We start from the raw sequence: 15,247 nt of genomic DNA, 5'->3' as shown, positions 1-15,247 counted from the left end.
ATGACAATTTTAGATAAAATAATAGCATTTAAAAAGAAGGAAATTGCGAAAATAAAAGCAGATGTTCCGGTAAAAAAATTAGTAGAAAGTCCACTGTTTAAGAGAGAAGTTATTTCTTTGAAAAAATCTTTATTAGAAGTTGGTTCGACAGGGATTATAGCGGAATTTAAACGACAGTCACCATCCAAAGGTATTATAAACGATACAGCTACCATCGCAGAAGTTACCAATGGATATTTAGATGCAAATATTGCAGCACAATCTATTTTAACAGATACTTCGTTTTTTGGGGGAACCATGGCAGATTTGATGGAAGCAAGAATTATCAACCAGCAAAAGCCAATTTTAAGAAAAGATTTTATTGTTGATGGATTTCAAATTGTAGAGGCAAAAGCGATTGGTGCTGATGTTATTTTACTAATTGCATCTTGTTTAACTTCCGAAGAATTAAAAAACTATGGAAACCTTGCCACAGATTTAGGAATGGAAGTTCTATATGAAGTGCACTCGCAGCAGGATTTAGACAAGATTAATGATTTGGATAATAAAATTATAGGTATTAATAATAGAAATTTAAAGACTTTTAAAGTGGATTTAGATAATTCTATAAAATTAGCGGATCAAATTCCGGATACTTCTGTAAAAATATCTGAAAGCGGTATCTCTGACCCAAGAATTATTATGGGTTTAAAAGAATATGGTTTTCAAGGTTTTTTAATTGGTGAAAATTTTATGAAGGAAGAAAATCCAGGGGAAGCTTGTCAAAATTTTATAAATCATATTAGATAGGCATGAAACTGAAAGTTTGCGGAATGAAATTTGTAGAAAATATAGAGCAAGTTGCAGCATTGCAGCCTGACTACTTGGGTTTTATTTTTTATGAAAAATCAAAGAGAAATTTTGAAGGCATTATTCCAGAACTTCCAAAATCTATTCAAAAAACAGGTGTTTTTGTAAATGAATATTCAGAGATTGTAATTTCTTTGGTAGAGGAATATCAGTTAGATGCGATTCAATTGCATGGTGATGAATCTTCGGAATATGTTAAAGAATTACAAAACCAATTAGCGGAAAGAAGAGTGTTATTTATTGAAGAAAATAAACATCAGAAGAAGAAAAAAAACAAACACTTTATTTCGAATGAAGGAGTTAAAATTATTAAAGTTTTTGGGATTAAAGACGAGTTTAATTTCGATGCTTTAAAATCATACTTAGAGTTTGTAGATTTCTTTCTGTTTGATACAAAAGGAAAAGAAAGGGGAGGAAATGGAATTCAATTTGACTGGGCTGTTTTAGAAAAATATCCTTTTGAAAAACCATTTTTTTTAAGCGGAGGTATCGGATTAAAAGACATTCCAGAAGTTCAAAAAATGATTAATTCAGATTTACCAATTTATGCATTAGACGTGAACAGTAAATTTGAAATTGAACCAGGAGTAAAGAAAATAGAAGAATTAAAAGAATTTAAAAATAACGTCATCCTATGTTTGTGAAATATATTAATCTGTTTTTAATAATAGAGATTGGTTCGTTCATAGCGTTGACAGAATAATAGAAACAATGAAAAGTAAATTTCACCCAGACAAAAACGGATATTTTGGACAATTTGGAGGTGCATTTATTCCAGAATTATTGCATCCTAACGTACAAGAATTAGCGGATAATTATATTCAAATTATTGAATCGGAAGAGTTTCAAAAAGAATATAAATCTTTATTGAAAGATTATGTGGGTAGACCAACACCTTTGTATTTAGCTAAACGTTTATCAGAAAAATACGGAGCTACTATTTATTTAAAAAGAGAAGATTTAAATCATACTGGAGCCCATAAAGTAAACAATACGGTTGGTCAAATTTTAATTGCTAAGAAATTAGGAAAGACTAAAATTATTGCAGAAACTGGAGCAGGACAACATGGAGTGGCGACAGCTACAGTTTGTGCATTAATGGGATTAGAGTGTACTGTTTTTATGGGTGAAAAAGACATTGTGCGGCAAGCACCAAATGTTGCCAGAATGAAAATGTTGGGCGCAAAAGTGGTTCCTGCAACGAGTGGGTCTAAAACGTTAAAAGATGCTACAAATGAAGCGATAAGATATTGGATTCAGCATCCAGAAACGTTTTATTTAATTGGTTCTGTTGTTGGTCCTGCGCCACATCCAGATATGGTTGCCCGTTTGCAAGCAATTATTTCGGAAGAAATGAAATGGCAATTAAAAGAGAAAACAGGAAAAGAAAATCCTGATACAATTATTGCTTGTGTTGGCGGAGGTAGCAATGCGGCTGGTGCTTTTTATCATTATTTAGATGATGAAGATGTTGAATTAATAGCTGTTGAAGCTGCGGGTTTAGGAGTGAATTCAGGAGAAAGTGCTGCCACATCTCAATTAGGTGAAGTTGGTATTATTCATGGAAGTAAAACTATTTTAATGCAAGACAAATATGGGCAAATTAAGGAGCCATATTCTATTTCTGCAGGTTTAGATTATCCAGGAGTTGGACCTTTGCATGCTTTTTTATACGAAAGTAAAAGGGCAACGTTTATGAATGCAACAGACAAAGAGGCGTTAGATGCGGCCTTTGAATTAACAAAGATAGAAGGAATTATTCCTGCTTTAGAAACCGCGCATGCTTTGGCAGTTTTATCAAAAATTAAGTTCAAAAAAGATCAGGTTGTAGTGGTAAATTTATCTGGAAGAGGAGATAAAGATTTGGAGATTTATATCAAACATTTAGAAGAGTAGGCTATGAATTCGATGCAAGAATTATTTCAGAAAAAAGACAAAAACTTATTATCCATTTATTTTACTTGTGGATACCCAAAATTGGAGGATACAACGAAAGTAATTTCAGCTTTAGAAAAGAGTGGAGTAGACTTTATTGAAGTTGGTTTACCGTATTCAGATCCTTTAGCAGATGGACCAACAATACAAGATAGTAGCCAGAGAGCATTAGAAAACGGAATTAATTTAGATATTGTTTTTGATCAGTTAATGTCAATTAAAAAAACCAATAATACACCTTTAGTTTTAATGGGGTATTTAAACCAAATTTTAAAATACGGTGAAGATAAATTTTGTCAAAAAGCCGTAGATTGTGGAATAAATACCTTAATAATTCCTGATTTACCAATGGTAGAATTTGAAAATCACTATCAAGAATTATTTGATAAATACGGACTTACAAACGTGTTTTTAATTACACCTCATACATCAGAAGATAGAATTAAAAAGATAGATTCTTTTACCAAAGCATTTATCTATGTAGTCGCTTCAGCTTCAATAACTGGAGCAAAAGGTGCTATTTCTAAAAATCAAATTTCCTATTTTGAAAGAATAAAAGAAATGAATTTAAAAAGTAAATTGATTGTTGGTTTTGGTATTTCTGATAAATCTACTTTTAATATTGCTTGTAATTATGCGAGTGGGGCCATTATTGGTTCTGCTTTTATAAAGAATTTAGGTGAAAATGGTATTGATAAAATTGATGATTTTATACAACCAATTATTTCATAAATGCAAAAGGCGCAACTTAATATGTTTCGCCTTTTTGATTAGTTTTAAACCTATTCTTCTAGTTTACCTTAATTAGTTTTACGTCGAACACTAGCACTGCGCCTCCAGGAATAGAAAGACTGCCATTTGGTCCATACCCTAAATTAGAAGGGACTAATAAAACACCATTTCCACCTTCCTTAAAGTAAGTTATTCCTTCTGTCCAGCCAGTAATTACCCGATTTAATCCAAAAGAGATGCCTCCAGAATTACTTTGATCAAACACCTTGCCGTTTAGGAAATATCCTTTGTAAGCCACAGTAACATTTGAACTGCTTGTTGGTCTTGCACCATTGCCTTCATTATCGATTACATAATATAAACCAGAACTACTTTTTGTCGCATCTAGGTTATTATCTTTAATATATTTTAAAATATCTGTTTCATTTTGAGGCTCAAAATTAGAGTCATTATCAGAACAAGAAAGAAACGCAAATATTGACAATAATAGATATAGGGATGATTTCATTTTGTAGTTTTTAAATTTAAGCGAATATACTTTGATTATTTTAATAAACCTTTTCTCCATTTACATAAGTTGACACTACTTTTGTTTTTGGAATTTCGTTTCCGTTAACTTGCATTATATCTTGATTCAAGATTACAAAATCAGCAAACTTACCAACTTCTATTGAACCTTTCTCTTTCTCTTCAAAATTGGAATATGCCGCCCAAATAGTCATCCCTTTTAAGGTTTCTTCTCTACTTAGAGCATTTTCCATTTGAAAACCACTTTCTGGATAGTTGTTGATGTCTTTTCTCATGGTCGCTGCATAAAATGTTAAAAATGGATTGACTTGTTCTACAGGAAAATCGGTTCCTAAAGCAATTTTACCATATCTATTTAATAATTTTTTAAAAGCATAAGCTCCCTTCATCCGCTCTTTTCCAATTCTATCTTCTGCCCAATACATATCTGAAGTTGCATGAGTTGGTTGCACAGAGGGAATAATATTATTAAACTTATCAAAATCTCCATCAGAAATAATTTGAGCATGTTCAATACGCCAGCGTCTATTTTTAACATCTTTTAAAACATCTTTATAGGTTTTTAACAACCAAGTATTTGCAGAATCTCCAATAGCATGTGTGTTCATTTGAAATTCTGATGCAGCAATTTGTCTTGCAATTTCTTGATATCTTTCAGGGGAATAAATTAAGGCTCCAAAATGATTCTCTCTATCTGAATATGGTTTACGCATTGCAGCTCCTCTTGAGCCTAAAGCTCCGTCACCATAAACTTTAAAAGAACGCACATGTAAGCGATTAGTTTTTGTAATTCCTTTTTTTATGTAGTAATCAATTTGTGCTTGATTATCCGCGGAAACCATTGCATAAACACGTATTTTTAATTCGTTTGATTCTTGTAAATCATCAATTAATTCTATCGTGTTTCTATCTAAACCGGCATCATCAACTGTTGTTAAGCCATAGGAGAAAGAAATTTTTTGTGCCGCCAATAAACCTTTTTTTGCTGCTTGACTTGAAGTTTCAGGAAACTTAATAAAATCCATTGCTGAATCAATTAAAATACCTGTCATTTTTCCATTCTTCAGTATGATTTCTCCTCCTGAAATTTTCGTGTCTTTTGTAATGCCTGATAAATCAATAGCCGCTTGATTTACTAATAGGGCATGACCATCAACTCTGCCAACTGCGACAGGAATTGTAGGAAATAACTTGTCTAATTTCTCTTTTGTTGGAAATTCTTTTATTTCCCAATCATTTTGATCCCAACCACGCCCTGAAATAAAAGTAAGATTTTTCTCTTTTTGAAAAGCGACAATTTTCTCTAGTACCTCCTCATAACTTTTTGTTCCTTCTAAAGATACTTTTTGCTGTTGTAAACCCATTCTGTAAAAATGGCAATGTGCATCAATTAAACCAGGAATAATGGTCTGCTCCTTGGCGTCAATTAGATTTTCTGATGTATATTGAGCATGTATCTCTTCAGCACTTCCAACTGCAACAAATTTCCCGTCTTTGATGGCAAATGATTCTGCATTATCAAATTTTTCGTTAACAGTATAGGTGTTTGAATTGAGAACAATGAGGTCTACTTTTTCTTTTTCACAAGAGAAAAATGAAGTTAAAAATAGTACAAGTAATACTAGGTTTTTCATATGTGTATGTATATTAAATATGATAAATACATTAATAAAAATTGAATTGGAATTCTAATAAAAGCTAGTTTTTTAGAACCAATTACGGGTTGCTTTTTTGTGAAATCCCAAATATGAATTGGTAAAAATAGCATCATTAAAATAAAAATTCCTAATGCTGAGTTTTTTACTGTTTGATTAAAAAATAAGCCAATTCCTAATATGAACTCTATAAAGCCAAATACATAGTTTACGGCGAGTTTTGGTAAGAAATTTGGAATAAATCCATTAAAAAAATTCGGTTTTTTGAAATGCATGAACCCGGCATAGGCAAAAAATACTCCAAAAATAATTCTAAGAATTAGGGTTAAAATACTCATTAAATTAAGGTTTTACGGGAGCATCAGCATATAGATATTTATCCATTAAATAAATAATACTCACCATGGAAGCGCTTCCTAATTCTAGTTCACGTTTATTGACTTTATCAAAAGTATCTGTACTAGTATGATGATAATCAAAATAACGCTGAGAATCTGGTCTGTAACCTACTAATGTTACATCATCTCCTTTTAAAGGACCAATATCTGCACCGGAACCACCTTTATCTAAATCATGCAATCCATAAGGAGATAATAGTTTTTTCCAGCTTTGTAATAGTTTGGTGTTAACCGTATTTGCATCTATAGAAAATCCCCTTGGAGTATGACCTCCAGCATCAGATTCTAACCCTCCAATATGATTTTCTTTATTGAATTTTGCTAATTCTGCGTATTTTTTTGCACCTCTCGTTCCGTTTTCTTCGTTCATAAAAAAGACAACTCTCAACGTGTTTTTAGGTTTGATGTTGTTTTTTTTAAACAAATAAGCAACTTCTAAAGATTGTACAATTCCGGTGCCATCATCATGAGCTCCATCTCCTAAATCCCAAGAATCTAAATGACCACCAACTACAACAATGTTTTCTGGAGTTTCAGTTCCTCTAATTTCGCCAACAACATTAAAAGAAGGTGCATCTGGTAAGGTTTCACAACTTTGTTTAAAGTAAAATTTTAAAGTCGGATTTTGTTTTAAATCAGTACTTAAAATATTAGCAGCTCTGCTACTAATGGCTGCAGTTGGAATGTGTTTTTCTTGGGATAAGTCTCCATAGCTCATGGTGCCTGTATGAGGATAATCATCTACAGAATTTGTCATCGATCGCACAATAACTCCTTTTGCTCCAAATTCCCCGCAAACTGCAGCTCCATTTACACGTTGATCGACACAACCTCCGTAAGCTTTAAAGGTATTAATTAGGGTGTCGTCAAAAGGACGATTAAAAAACACTATTTTTCCTTTCATTTTATTTCCTAAAGCTTTTGCTTCTGCTAAACTTTTTACTTCAATAACCTCTGCTAAAACTCCTGCTTTTGGGGTTGCTACTGAGAAGCCTAATGCACAAATTGGCACATCTTTTTGAACTCCGTTTGTGGTATAGTTTGCTACTTCTTTTTCGCCTCTAACCCAATGTGGAACCATAACTGGCTGCAGCCAAACGGAATCTAAACCTACTTCTTTCATTAGTTTTTCTCCCCAAATTACTGATTTTTCAGCTTCTGGTGATCCAGATAAACGTCCCCCAATATTTTGAGTTAAATCGCGCAACCATTCATAAGATTTGCCATCAGTTAATGCACTATTAAAAAGGCTTTTAATATTAGTAGAATCAATTTTTTCTTCAGAAGATAATTTCTCTGAATTGATTAGTTTTTTTTGTTTAGGAGTGCATGATGCAAGAAGCAAAGAAATAGATATAAAGAGTAATATATTTTTCATTTTGTAGTTCGTTTTAGATTTTATAAAGCTACAAAAATGAAACGAGAAACTATTCACTTTGAAAATGTATTAGAATTTAAGGACGCAAAGCTCTCCAATTAAGAAATGCTACTTCGTATGAGGTGGGTTTAATTTACTATTTTGATGGGGTCTATAAAATTATTTTGTTATTATTTTTAAATTTTATTCTGTGAAGAAAGGATGTAATATCAACAATAATTATTTTTTAGAAGCTTTGGAGTTCGTTTAATATTTTCTCAGCTTCAATAAAGATATTTCGATATTTTTTCGAATTTGCTTTTGTCATTGATGTGATTTCAGAAATAATTTCGGTTAAGATTTCTTTGGAATCCTCCTTTTTATTTCTTCGTATTAAATATTTTGAGAACTCTAGTCTTTCCGGGTAGTTAGAAAATCTTTTATCAATTTTTCTTAGTTGAAATTCAGCTTCCGTAAATTGTTCTTTTTGTTCTAACGATAATCCATAGAAGTACAGAGATTCTTTGAAATTTTTATCTAAATTTATTTTGTTGGCATATTCAATGACCTTGTCAAAATTACTTGTTTTATAATAACAATGAATCAATTTATTTAAAGTATGAGGATCGTTTTTAAAATTAGCTTCTAGAGCTTTTTCATAAAAAATAATGGCATTTTCAAAATCTTTATTTTCAAGATGAACATCAGCTAAATTTATTTTATTTTGAAAAGTGTTAGAAAAATCTAATTCTTTCTCTAAAGCTTTAATTTTCCTTGTCGGATTTATTACAGTGGTGATTTCTTGAGCGATCACATTGATGTCTTTTCTATTAAAGACATTTGTAAATAAGTATATAATAGAGCCAATTAAAGGGATAAAAAAAAAGACAAAGTACCAGTAATAGTTACTCTTATTTTTATATACATGATACATGCAAAACACTTGTAAGGCAATCATTAAATAGTATAGAAGCATTTTGTAAATATACTAAAACAAGTCTCGAGAAAACTATCAGAAATCAAACTTGTAAGTGATACCACCTAAGGCCTGAAAACCTTGTACAGTAAAGTTGGCGAAACGTTGATAATTATTGTTGAAAACATTGTTTACTTTTAAGAATGCAGAAAATTTGTCATTAAAATGATACCCTCCATGCACGTTTACATCCACAAAAGATTCTAAGGTTTGAAAGCCATTTGTACTTGATGGAAACGAAGCGCTATATAAAAGGTCCTCCCTCTCATTTATATAAAAAATATTCGTTGTTGCATACCATTTATTATTCTTATACTTTCCAATGAAGTATGCTTGTAAAGTAGGGAAGTTCCATGCTTTTGATTGATTTTTTAATTTAAAGTTATCGAACTGAATGTTGGTTGAAAACGTAATTCTCTTTGTGAAATCGTAGGTTATTTCTGCAGAAAATGAAGTTGTTTTTATATCATCATACACTACATTAAATGAGTTGCCGTATTCATAACCTTTTAAAGGAACTCCATTCACAGTATAGTTCGTTCCATCAGATTTTGAATTGTTTCTTAAAAACAAAGGAGCGTCCTCTTGGTCTTTTATACTTGCAGAAATATTAAAACTAATAGTATTATTAATCAATCCATTTAAGCCTAAGAAAGCATTGTATTTTTCTGAAGTTTGCGTCATAAATATAGTAGGAGAAATATAAGGGTTTTCTTCTACGAAACCTTGATAAGTATTTGTTTTTAAATCGCCAGAGATTCCTCCATAAATATTTAAATACTCTTTGATAATTGGTTTACGAATGTGAATGTCTGGATAAATTAAAAAATTATTTACACTATTTTCAATATCAAAAGAACCAAAAATTTTTGTTCCTAATTTTAAAGAAAAGCCACTTATAGTAGTTTTATATTCGGGTTTTATTTTTGCCGTAAAAATGGCATAATTTAATTTATTTTGATTTGCATACTCATTAGTGAATTTACCTTTTAAAAATTCTATACCCGTATTTATATTGAGACCATTGAGTTTACTGTAAATATAATCCAGGGGTATATCTAAGGCTGTATTAAAATTCATTAAGAATTCTTGACTGCGAAAGGCATCAGAAAAATAAGAAACGGAAATTGTACTTTTGTCTATGTAAGCGTCTAAAAAATCAATTTCTCCTTTAGTATTAAGAAGATTATAAGCCTGATTTTCATTAATTAAGTTTAAAGTGTTTTGAGTAAAATTAATATTTGGTAATCCATACCAATTGTATACTTTTCTTTCGGCCTCTAAGCTTACTTTCCAGTTAAAATAACGCTCTTCTTTTTTGTAAAATATAGTTGTTAAAAAGTTCGAAAAATTACTATTTAGAATAGTGTTTTCTATATTGTCTAAAGAAGCAGTATATTTTGCATACAAACCAAATTCACTATCAAAACGAGTACTACTATTTACATAACCCTCTATGTATGGAGATTTATAATTGCCAAATCCTAAGGCTACATAATTGTTGTAAATACGCTCTTTTACGCCAACCTCAATACTTTTTACAACCCCACTTTTAGGAACAAACGTGGAGGCCACAGGAGCAGAAAAAATAGTATAGCTTAATTTTTTCTTTTTACTTTGATCTAATAATGTGATGGTAGGATTTTTTTTAATTTTTGAGGCATCTGCAATTTGGGGATTGTATTTTGTGATTACTTCTACAACCTCAGTTTTAACTGTATCCATTTTAACAGCCAGTGCTTTTTTTGTAGATTTTTTTTGAGAAAAGGCATTGAAAATGCTAGAGAAAACTAAAAATAGTATAAATCCTTTTTTCATTTATTTTAATTTTTAGGGATTATAGAATTATTAGTCTTCGCTTCATTTTCTTTTACACGATTAAGCTCTAATTGCGCTTCATTTATGAGGTCTTTAAATTGAGTAAAGTTTTTAATTACGTTTTCTAAAATAAAGGTTGCTTGGTAAGCATCTTTTAAACTGTAATAGTTTTTAGCCATGATAACATAACTTTTTACTCCCCAATATTTATAAGTGGAATAATCTGCGATTAATTTTTGCACAACTTTGTTGGATGCGATATATTCTTTTTGTTGATTTTTAAAGAAGGCATTGTAGTATAAAGTTTCTGCTTTTAAGGCACCAATTGCATTTTTTTCTAGCTCGGTATAATATTCTTCAGCCATAACAAAATCTTCGGTTTTAAATGCAGAGCGTGCAATAATAGTTATGGCATCTTGCTCTAAAGTATTTTTAACAGAGCTCATAGAAAGTACTTTTTTTGCATAAGAAATAGCTGCTATGTATGCTTGAGTTTCATAGTAACCTTTCATTAGGTTACTTTGTGCAAACTGTATATTTTCAATTGTATAGGCCTCTTTTTCTAATCTTTCTAGCAGGGGCAGGGCATCTTGAAATTTTTGTTTTTCTAAATATATTTGGGATAGTTTTGCCAAAGTATCTTCGCTAAATGGCGTTATACCTGCCTTTAAAATTATGTTATAATTTACAATAGCTTTGTCAAATTGTTTTTCTTTAAATAAAATATTTGCTAAATAATAGTTAGCTTTTAAAAAGTTTGGACCCTTTGGAAATTTAGTTAAGTATTTTTTTAGTGAAAAAATAATTCCAGAATGGTTTTTATTCTCAAAATACTTTCTTTCTGCAATTGTAAAAGAGGAGTTTTCTGCTTCCGATTGAGATACATTTATAAATTGGAGTGTTTGTACCCAGGCAACATATTCATCAAAATTATCTTCATCTAAATATATGTTTTTAGCATTTCTAACAGCTTCAATTGCGTCAGGGGTATTTGGATATTTGCTTGCAGTAAGTTTAAATCGTTCAATTGCTTCTGGATTCTGATTATTGCTATAATACAATAAACCTTGCCTCACCAATGCTCTTGGTAAGAACGAGCTTTTGGGGTACTTCTTTAATAGCCTATTGTAAGCTCTATGTGCTTTTTCATGATTCTTAGTTTTAGTGTATGTATTTGCCAATTGATACAATGCATCATCTTTTAATGAGGAGATTTGAAAGTCATTTACCACCTTGCTTAAGGCTCTGATTTTAGAATCATTTTCATTTCTAAAACCATGACTCATTCCAATTTGATATTGAGCATAATCTGCCCCTGATCCTAGATTTGTGACTACAGTCTGATAAGATTTTATAGCCTCGCCATAATTTCTTGTTGCAAAATAACTGTCTCCAAGACGGATAAAAACATCATCTTGAACTTCATTTGGAGTAAGATTTACTTTTAATAATTTTTTAAAAGCAGTAATTGCTTTATTGTATTCTTTTAGCTTAAAATGGCAATATCCAATATGGTAATCAATTAAAGAAAACTCTTTGATATTGGTTTTTAATTTTTTCTTTACATTTTTGAATTTTGAGATAGCCTCTTTATAATTTTTTAGTCTGTATAAAGTTTCAGCCTCCCAGTAACCTCCTTTTGTGTTGATTTTTTTATCCAGTGATTGCTTACTTTTTGTAAAGTAAGAAAGGGCTACTTGTAGTTTAGTTTCATTAAATAACTGAATTCCTCTGTACAATGAAACTTCAGATGCCAAAGCAAAATTGTCAGTAGTTTTCTGTTTGTTTAAATAATCTAGAGCTCCTTGATAGTTTTGTTGATGAATAAAAGATGAAACCACCAAATTATTAATTTCTTTATAAGAAGGAGATTTCGGATATTTCTTTAAAAAGTTTTGTAAAATATCAGAAATATTTTGAAACGGATTACCTGTTTCATAACTTAATTTGGCATAATTTAAGGCAGCATCTTCCTGAATTTCCAAGTTAAAATCCATTTCACTAGCTGTTTTAAAAGCATTTAAAGCTTCCGTTTTTTTATCAGTATTTAAATAACATTCTGCTAAATGATAATAAGCATTTTGTGAAACCGAATTTTTTTGATCTATGATTTTGTTAAAATAACTAATTGCATTTCCAAAATCATTTTGCATGAAATACACATATCCCAATTGATAATAATCATAATTATTCCACTTTCCTTTTTTCCCGGTATATGCTTTTAAATAGGGGATGGCTTCTTTATACTTTTTTTGGTTAAAATAACTTTCACCCACAATTTTAGAAATTTCCGGAGCATCTTTTTTTCTAACTGTTTTTAAAAGTTCTTTTCCTACTTTTATACAGCGTTCAAATTTCCCTGCCTTAAAGCTAATGTCTAATAAATAGTATGTAATTTCTGCTTTGTAGGATTCATTATCTGCTATTTCTTTTAAAGTAGATTCGGCAATTCCATAATCTTCTAGTTTATAAGAAATAAAGCCAAAATAATATCGAGCATCATTACCATATTTAGCATCATTTATTAAAGGTAAAAACCTATTTTTAGCTAATATTAAATTTTTGGTAACCAAAAGGCCGTAACCCATTTTAAAATTTAGTTCTTTTTGGTTTTCTGCAGAAAGTAAATCTTTGTTTACTTTTTTGAACCATTTTAAGGCATGTGAAGCTTTTTTATTTGCAAAATAATACTTGCCAACAATAAAATAAATTTTATTTTTTTTACTGCTTGTTGGGTTCTCTTCAACAAAAGTCAATACTTTTTTATCTGCATTTGTTTGATTCAATTTAATAGCACATATGGCATTATAATAAGAGGCATCAACTTTTAAGGCTGAATTTATTTTTGTTTTTTCCTCAACTGTTTTAAATATTTTTTGCGCAGCAGCATAGGCTTTGTTATTGTATAAATTCAAAGCATTGTTATAGTTCGCAGTTACATTTGCATCAACAATCGACTGTTGAGAAAATACAGCAAAAACCGTTAAAAAGAGAAGTGACGATAAAAAATGGTTTTTTACAAAACGAAACTGCATACAATTGTTTTTGTTATCATGTAATAAACGTATTTTTTTTAAATTTGTTTGATTAAGTTATAAAAAATATTCATAATATTCTCGGTCAAAACTGAGAATTGTGCTGTTTTATTGTGTTAAAATCAATAGAAACATATAAGTTTGTATAAACTACTATTTTTATGAAGAAAACGGTTGTACATTTAGAGAATGCAGACATTTATCAAAGAGATAATTTGGTTTTATCTAAAGTAAATTTAACCCTAGAGAAAGGTGATTTTTATTATTTGATCGGTAAAACAGGAAGTGGTAAAAGTAGTTTAATGAAAACCCTTTATGGAGATTTGGGACTGCAAAAAGGCAGAGGAACAATAGTAGATTTTGATTTAAAAAAGTTAAAGGACAAGGAAATTCCTTTTTTAAGAAGAAAAATTGGAATTGTTTTTCAAGATTTTAAATTATTAAATGATCGGTCTGTTTTTGATAATTTAGAATTTGTTTTAAAAGCTACTGGCTGGAAAAATAAAGAGAAAATTAAAGCAAAAATCAATGAGGTTCTAGAAAAAGTGGATATGCAATCTCAATACTATAAAAAAACCTTTGAGCTTTCCGGAGGTGAGCAGCAAAGAGTTGCTATTGCAAGAGCTTTGCTAAATGATCCAGAATTAATTTTGGCTGATGAACCCACAGGAAATTTAGACCCTAAAACTTCGTTAGAAGTCATGGAACTCTTAAATGAAATTCATAAAAGTGGTAAAACTATTTTAATGGCGACTCATGATTACCAATTAATTGTGAAATTTAAGCAGAAGACCCTAAAAGTAGAAGCCGGAAAGTTATTTGAAATAGCACAGTAAATTACAAATGAGCATAGAAACAATTAGTTTTTGAAAAATAAAAAAATCTTTGTAGCTGTTACTAACGATATTTCTACGGATTACCGAGTGCATAAAATATGCAATTATCTAATCAATAAAGGTCACGAAATTGTTGTTTATGGCAGAGTTTTGCCAAATACAATTAATGTAAAAAGAGCGTATAAAATTGTTAGAAAAAAACATATTTTCAATAACAATTTTTTGTTTTACGCGGAGTTTAATATTAGGTTGTTTTTTTATTTAATTTTCAGAAAATTCGATTATGTTCTTTCGAATGATTTAGATACGTTACCTGCTTGTTTTTTTGGAAGTAAAATAAAAAATACAAATTTGGTTTATGATAGTCATGAACTTTTTTCTGAAGGGCCAGAATTACAGGGAAGAAAATTTGTACAAGGCTTTTGGAGGAGCTTAGAAGATTTTTTCTTACCGAAAGTAAAAAATGCATACACAGTAAGTCAATCTATTGTTGAGTTTTATGATTCTAAATATCAGAATAAAATGGGGGTTATCAGAAATATTCCGTTAAAAAAAGATATTCTAGAAATTGATGAAGTAGCTTTTCCAACAACTAAAAAAACAATTTTGTATCAAGGCGTCTTAAACCCAGGAAGAGGTTTAAAACCTATGATAAAAGCGCTAAAATTTATTAATGATTTAGATTTAATAATTATTGGTTATGGCAAAGTAGAACAAGACTTAAAATCCTTTGTTGCTCAAGAAAAAATGAAGGATAGAGTTCACTTTTTGGGGAGAGTTTCTAGAGATAAACTATTTAATTATACAAAGAAAGCAACTCTTGGAATGGTTTTAGAAGAGCCCTTAGGTTTGAGTTTTCAATATTCTTTGCCAAATAAATTATTCGATTATATTCATGCAGAAATTCCAATTGTAGCCGGAAATCTACCAGAGATTACAAGAATTATAAATAAGTATAAAGTTGGTGTTTTAGTGGATAATTATGAGCCTAAAACGATAGCAAAAGCAATAAATAACCTATTGAAGGATGAGGTCTTATTGTCAGAAATAAAAAAAAATCAACAGAAAGCAAAAGATGTTTTATGTTGGGAGAAAGAAAGTAAAAAATTAGATAATTATTTTAAATAG

Annotated in this window: 13 protein-coding genes; 6 read left to right on the top strand and 7 right to left on the bottom strand. The window is 30.3% G+C overall.

All coding sequences use genetic code 11. The features are described 5' to 3' along the window. The 4 genes from trpC to trpA all read left to right on the top strand — a co-directional run bounded on the left by trpC (nt 1) and on the right by trpA (nt 3,516). The gene (trpC, locus tag ATE90_RS09860; RefSeq protein ID WP_036787362.1) at nt 1-789 is read left to right on the top strand and encodes an indole-3-glycerol phosphate synthase TrpC; all 789 of its coding nucleotides are present in this window, start codon (nt 1-3) and stop codon (nt 787-789) included. 23 nt (nt 790-812) lie between these two features. Continuing rightward, nucleotides 813-1,493, top strand: a complete 681-nt coding sequence (locus tag ATE90_RS09855; RefSeq protein WP_180335219.1) for a phosphoribosylanthranilate isomerase — start codon at nt 813-815, stop codon at nt 1,491-1,493. A 67-nt stretch (nt 1,494-1,560) separates the two neighbouring features. Beyond that, nucleotides 1,561-2,745 (top strand): tryptophan synthase subunit beta, encoded by a 1,185-nt coding sequence (trpB, locus tag ATE90_RS09850; protein ID WP_036787358.1) that lies wholly within the window; start codon nt 1,561-1,563, stop codon nt 2,743-2,745. 3 nt (nt 2,746-2,748) lie between these two features. Next, a complete protein-coding gene (trpA, locus tag ATE90_RS09845) occupies nt 2,749-3,516 on the top strand; it encodes a tryptophan synthase subunit alpha (RefSeq protein ID WP_036787355.1) in 768 nt (255 codons plus the stop codon). A gap of 58 nt (nt 3,517-3,574) precedes the next feature. Here the strand turns inward: trpA and ATE90_RS09840 are convergent, their stop codons facing one another. From ATE90_RS09840 to ATE90_RS09810, 7 genes are all read right to left on the bottom strand, one after another. Continuing rightward, nucleotides 3,575-4,024: an FKBP-type peptidyl-prolyl cis-trans isomerase gene (locus ATE90_RS09840; RefSeq protein ID WP_101451346.1), complete on the bottom strand. Its 450-nt coding sequence runs from the start codon at nt 4,022-4,024 to the stop codon at nt 3,575-3,577. Nucleotides 4,025-4,064: 40 nt separating this feature from the next. Further along, nucleotides 4,065-5,678 carry an amidohydrolase gene (locus ATE90_RS09835; protein WP_052107578.1) on the bottom strand — a complete coding sequence of 538 codons (1,614 nt, stop codon included), beginning with the start codon at nt 5,676-5,678 and terminating at the stop codon, nt 4,065-4,067. Further along, nucleotides 5,675-6,037: a MauE/DoxX family redox-associated membrane protein gene (locus ATE90_RS09830; protein ID WP_036787349.1), complete on the bottom strand. Its 363-nt coding sequence runs from the start codon at nt 6,035-6,037 to the stop codon at nt 5,675-5,677. Before ATE90_RS09830 ends, ATE90_RS09835 begins: the two co-directional genes overlap by 4 nt. 4 nt (nt 6,038-6,041) lie before the next feature. Further along, nucleotides 6,042-7,475: a M20/M25/M40 family metallo-hydrolase gene (locus tag ATE90_RS09825; RefSeq protein ID WP_036787348.1), complete on the bottom strand. Its 1,434-nt coding sequence runs from the start codon at nt 7,473-7,475 to the stop codon at nt 6,042-6,044. Between the two features lie 226 nt (nt 7,476-7,701). After that, the gene (locus ATE90_RS09820; protein WP_081958187.1) at nt 7,702-8,430 is read right to left on the bottom strand and encodes a CDC27 family protein; all 729 of its coding nucleotides are present in this window, start codon (nt 8,428-8,430) and stop codon (nt 7,702-7,704) included. Nucleotides 8,431-8,466: 36 nt separating this feature from the next. Further along, nucleotides 8,467-10,248 (bottom strand): TonB-dependent receptor, encoded by a 1,782-nt coding sequence (locus ATE90_RS09815; RefSeq protein ID WP_101451345.1) that lies wholly within the window; start codon nt 10,246-10,248, stop codon nt 8,467-8,469. Nucleotides 10,249-10,253: 5 nt separating this feature from the next. Continuing rightward, on the bottom strand, nt 10,254-13,283 hold the full coding sequence (locus tag ATE90_RS09810) for a tetratricopeptide repeat protein (RefSeq protein WP_081958186.1): 3,030 nt from the start codon (nt 13,281-13,283) through the stop codon (nt 10,254-10,256). Nucleotides 13,284-13,444: 161 nt separating this feature from the next. On the opposite strand from ATE90_RS09810, the gene ATE90_RS09805 reads away from it, so the two are divergent. Together ATE90_RS09805 and ATE90_RS09800 are read left to right on the top strand one after the other, a co-directional pair. Then, complete coding sequence (locus ATE90_RS09805) at nt 13,445-14,119, top strand: cell division ATP-binding protein FtsE (protein WP_036787342.1); 675 nt, start codon at nt 13,445-13,447, stop codon at nt 14,117-14,119. 30 nt (nt 14,120-14,149) lie between these two features. After that, nucleotides 14,150-15,247, top strand: a complete 1,098-nt coding sequence (locus tag ATE90_RS09800) for a glycosyltransferase (RefSeq protein WP_036787340.1) — start codon at nt 14,150-14,152, stop codon at nt 15,245-15,247.

Origin of the sequence: Polaribacter sp. Hel1_33_96, assembly GCF_002846595.1 — a bacterium.
GTDB lineage: Bacteria > Bacteroidota > Bacteroidia > Flavobacteriales > Flavobacteriaceae > Polaribacter.
Note: the sequence above shows the minus strand (reverse complement) of the source record. Positions and strands in the feature narration are given on the sequence as shown.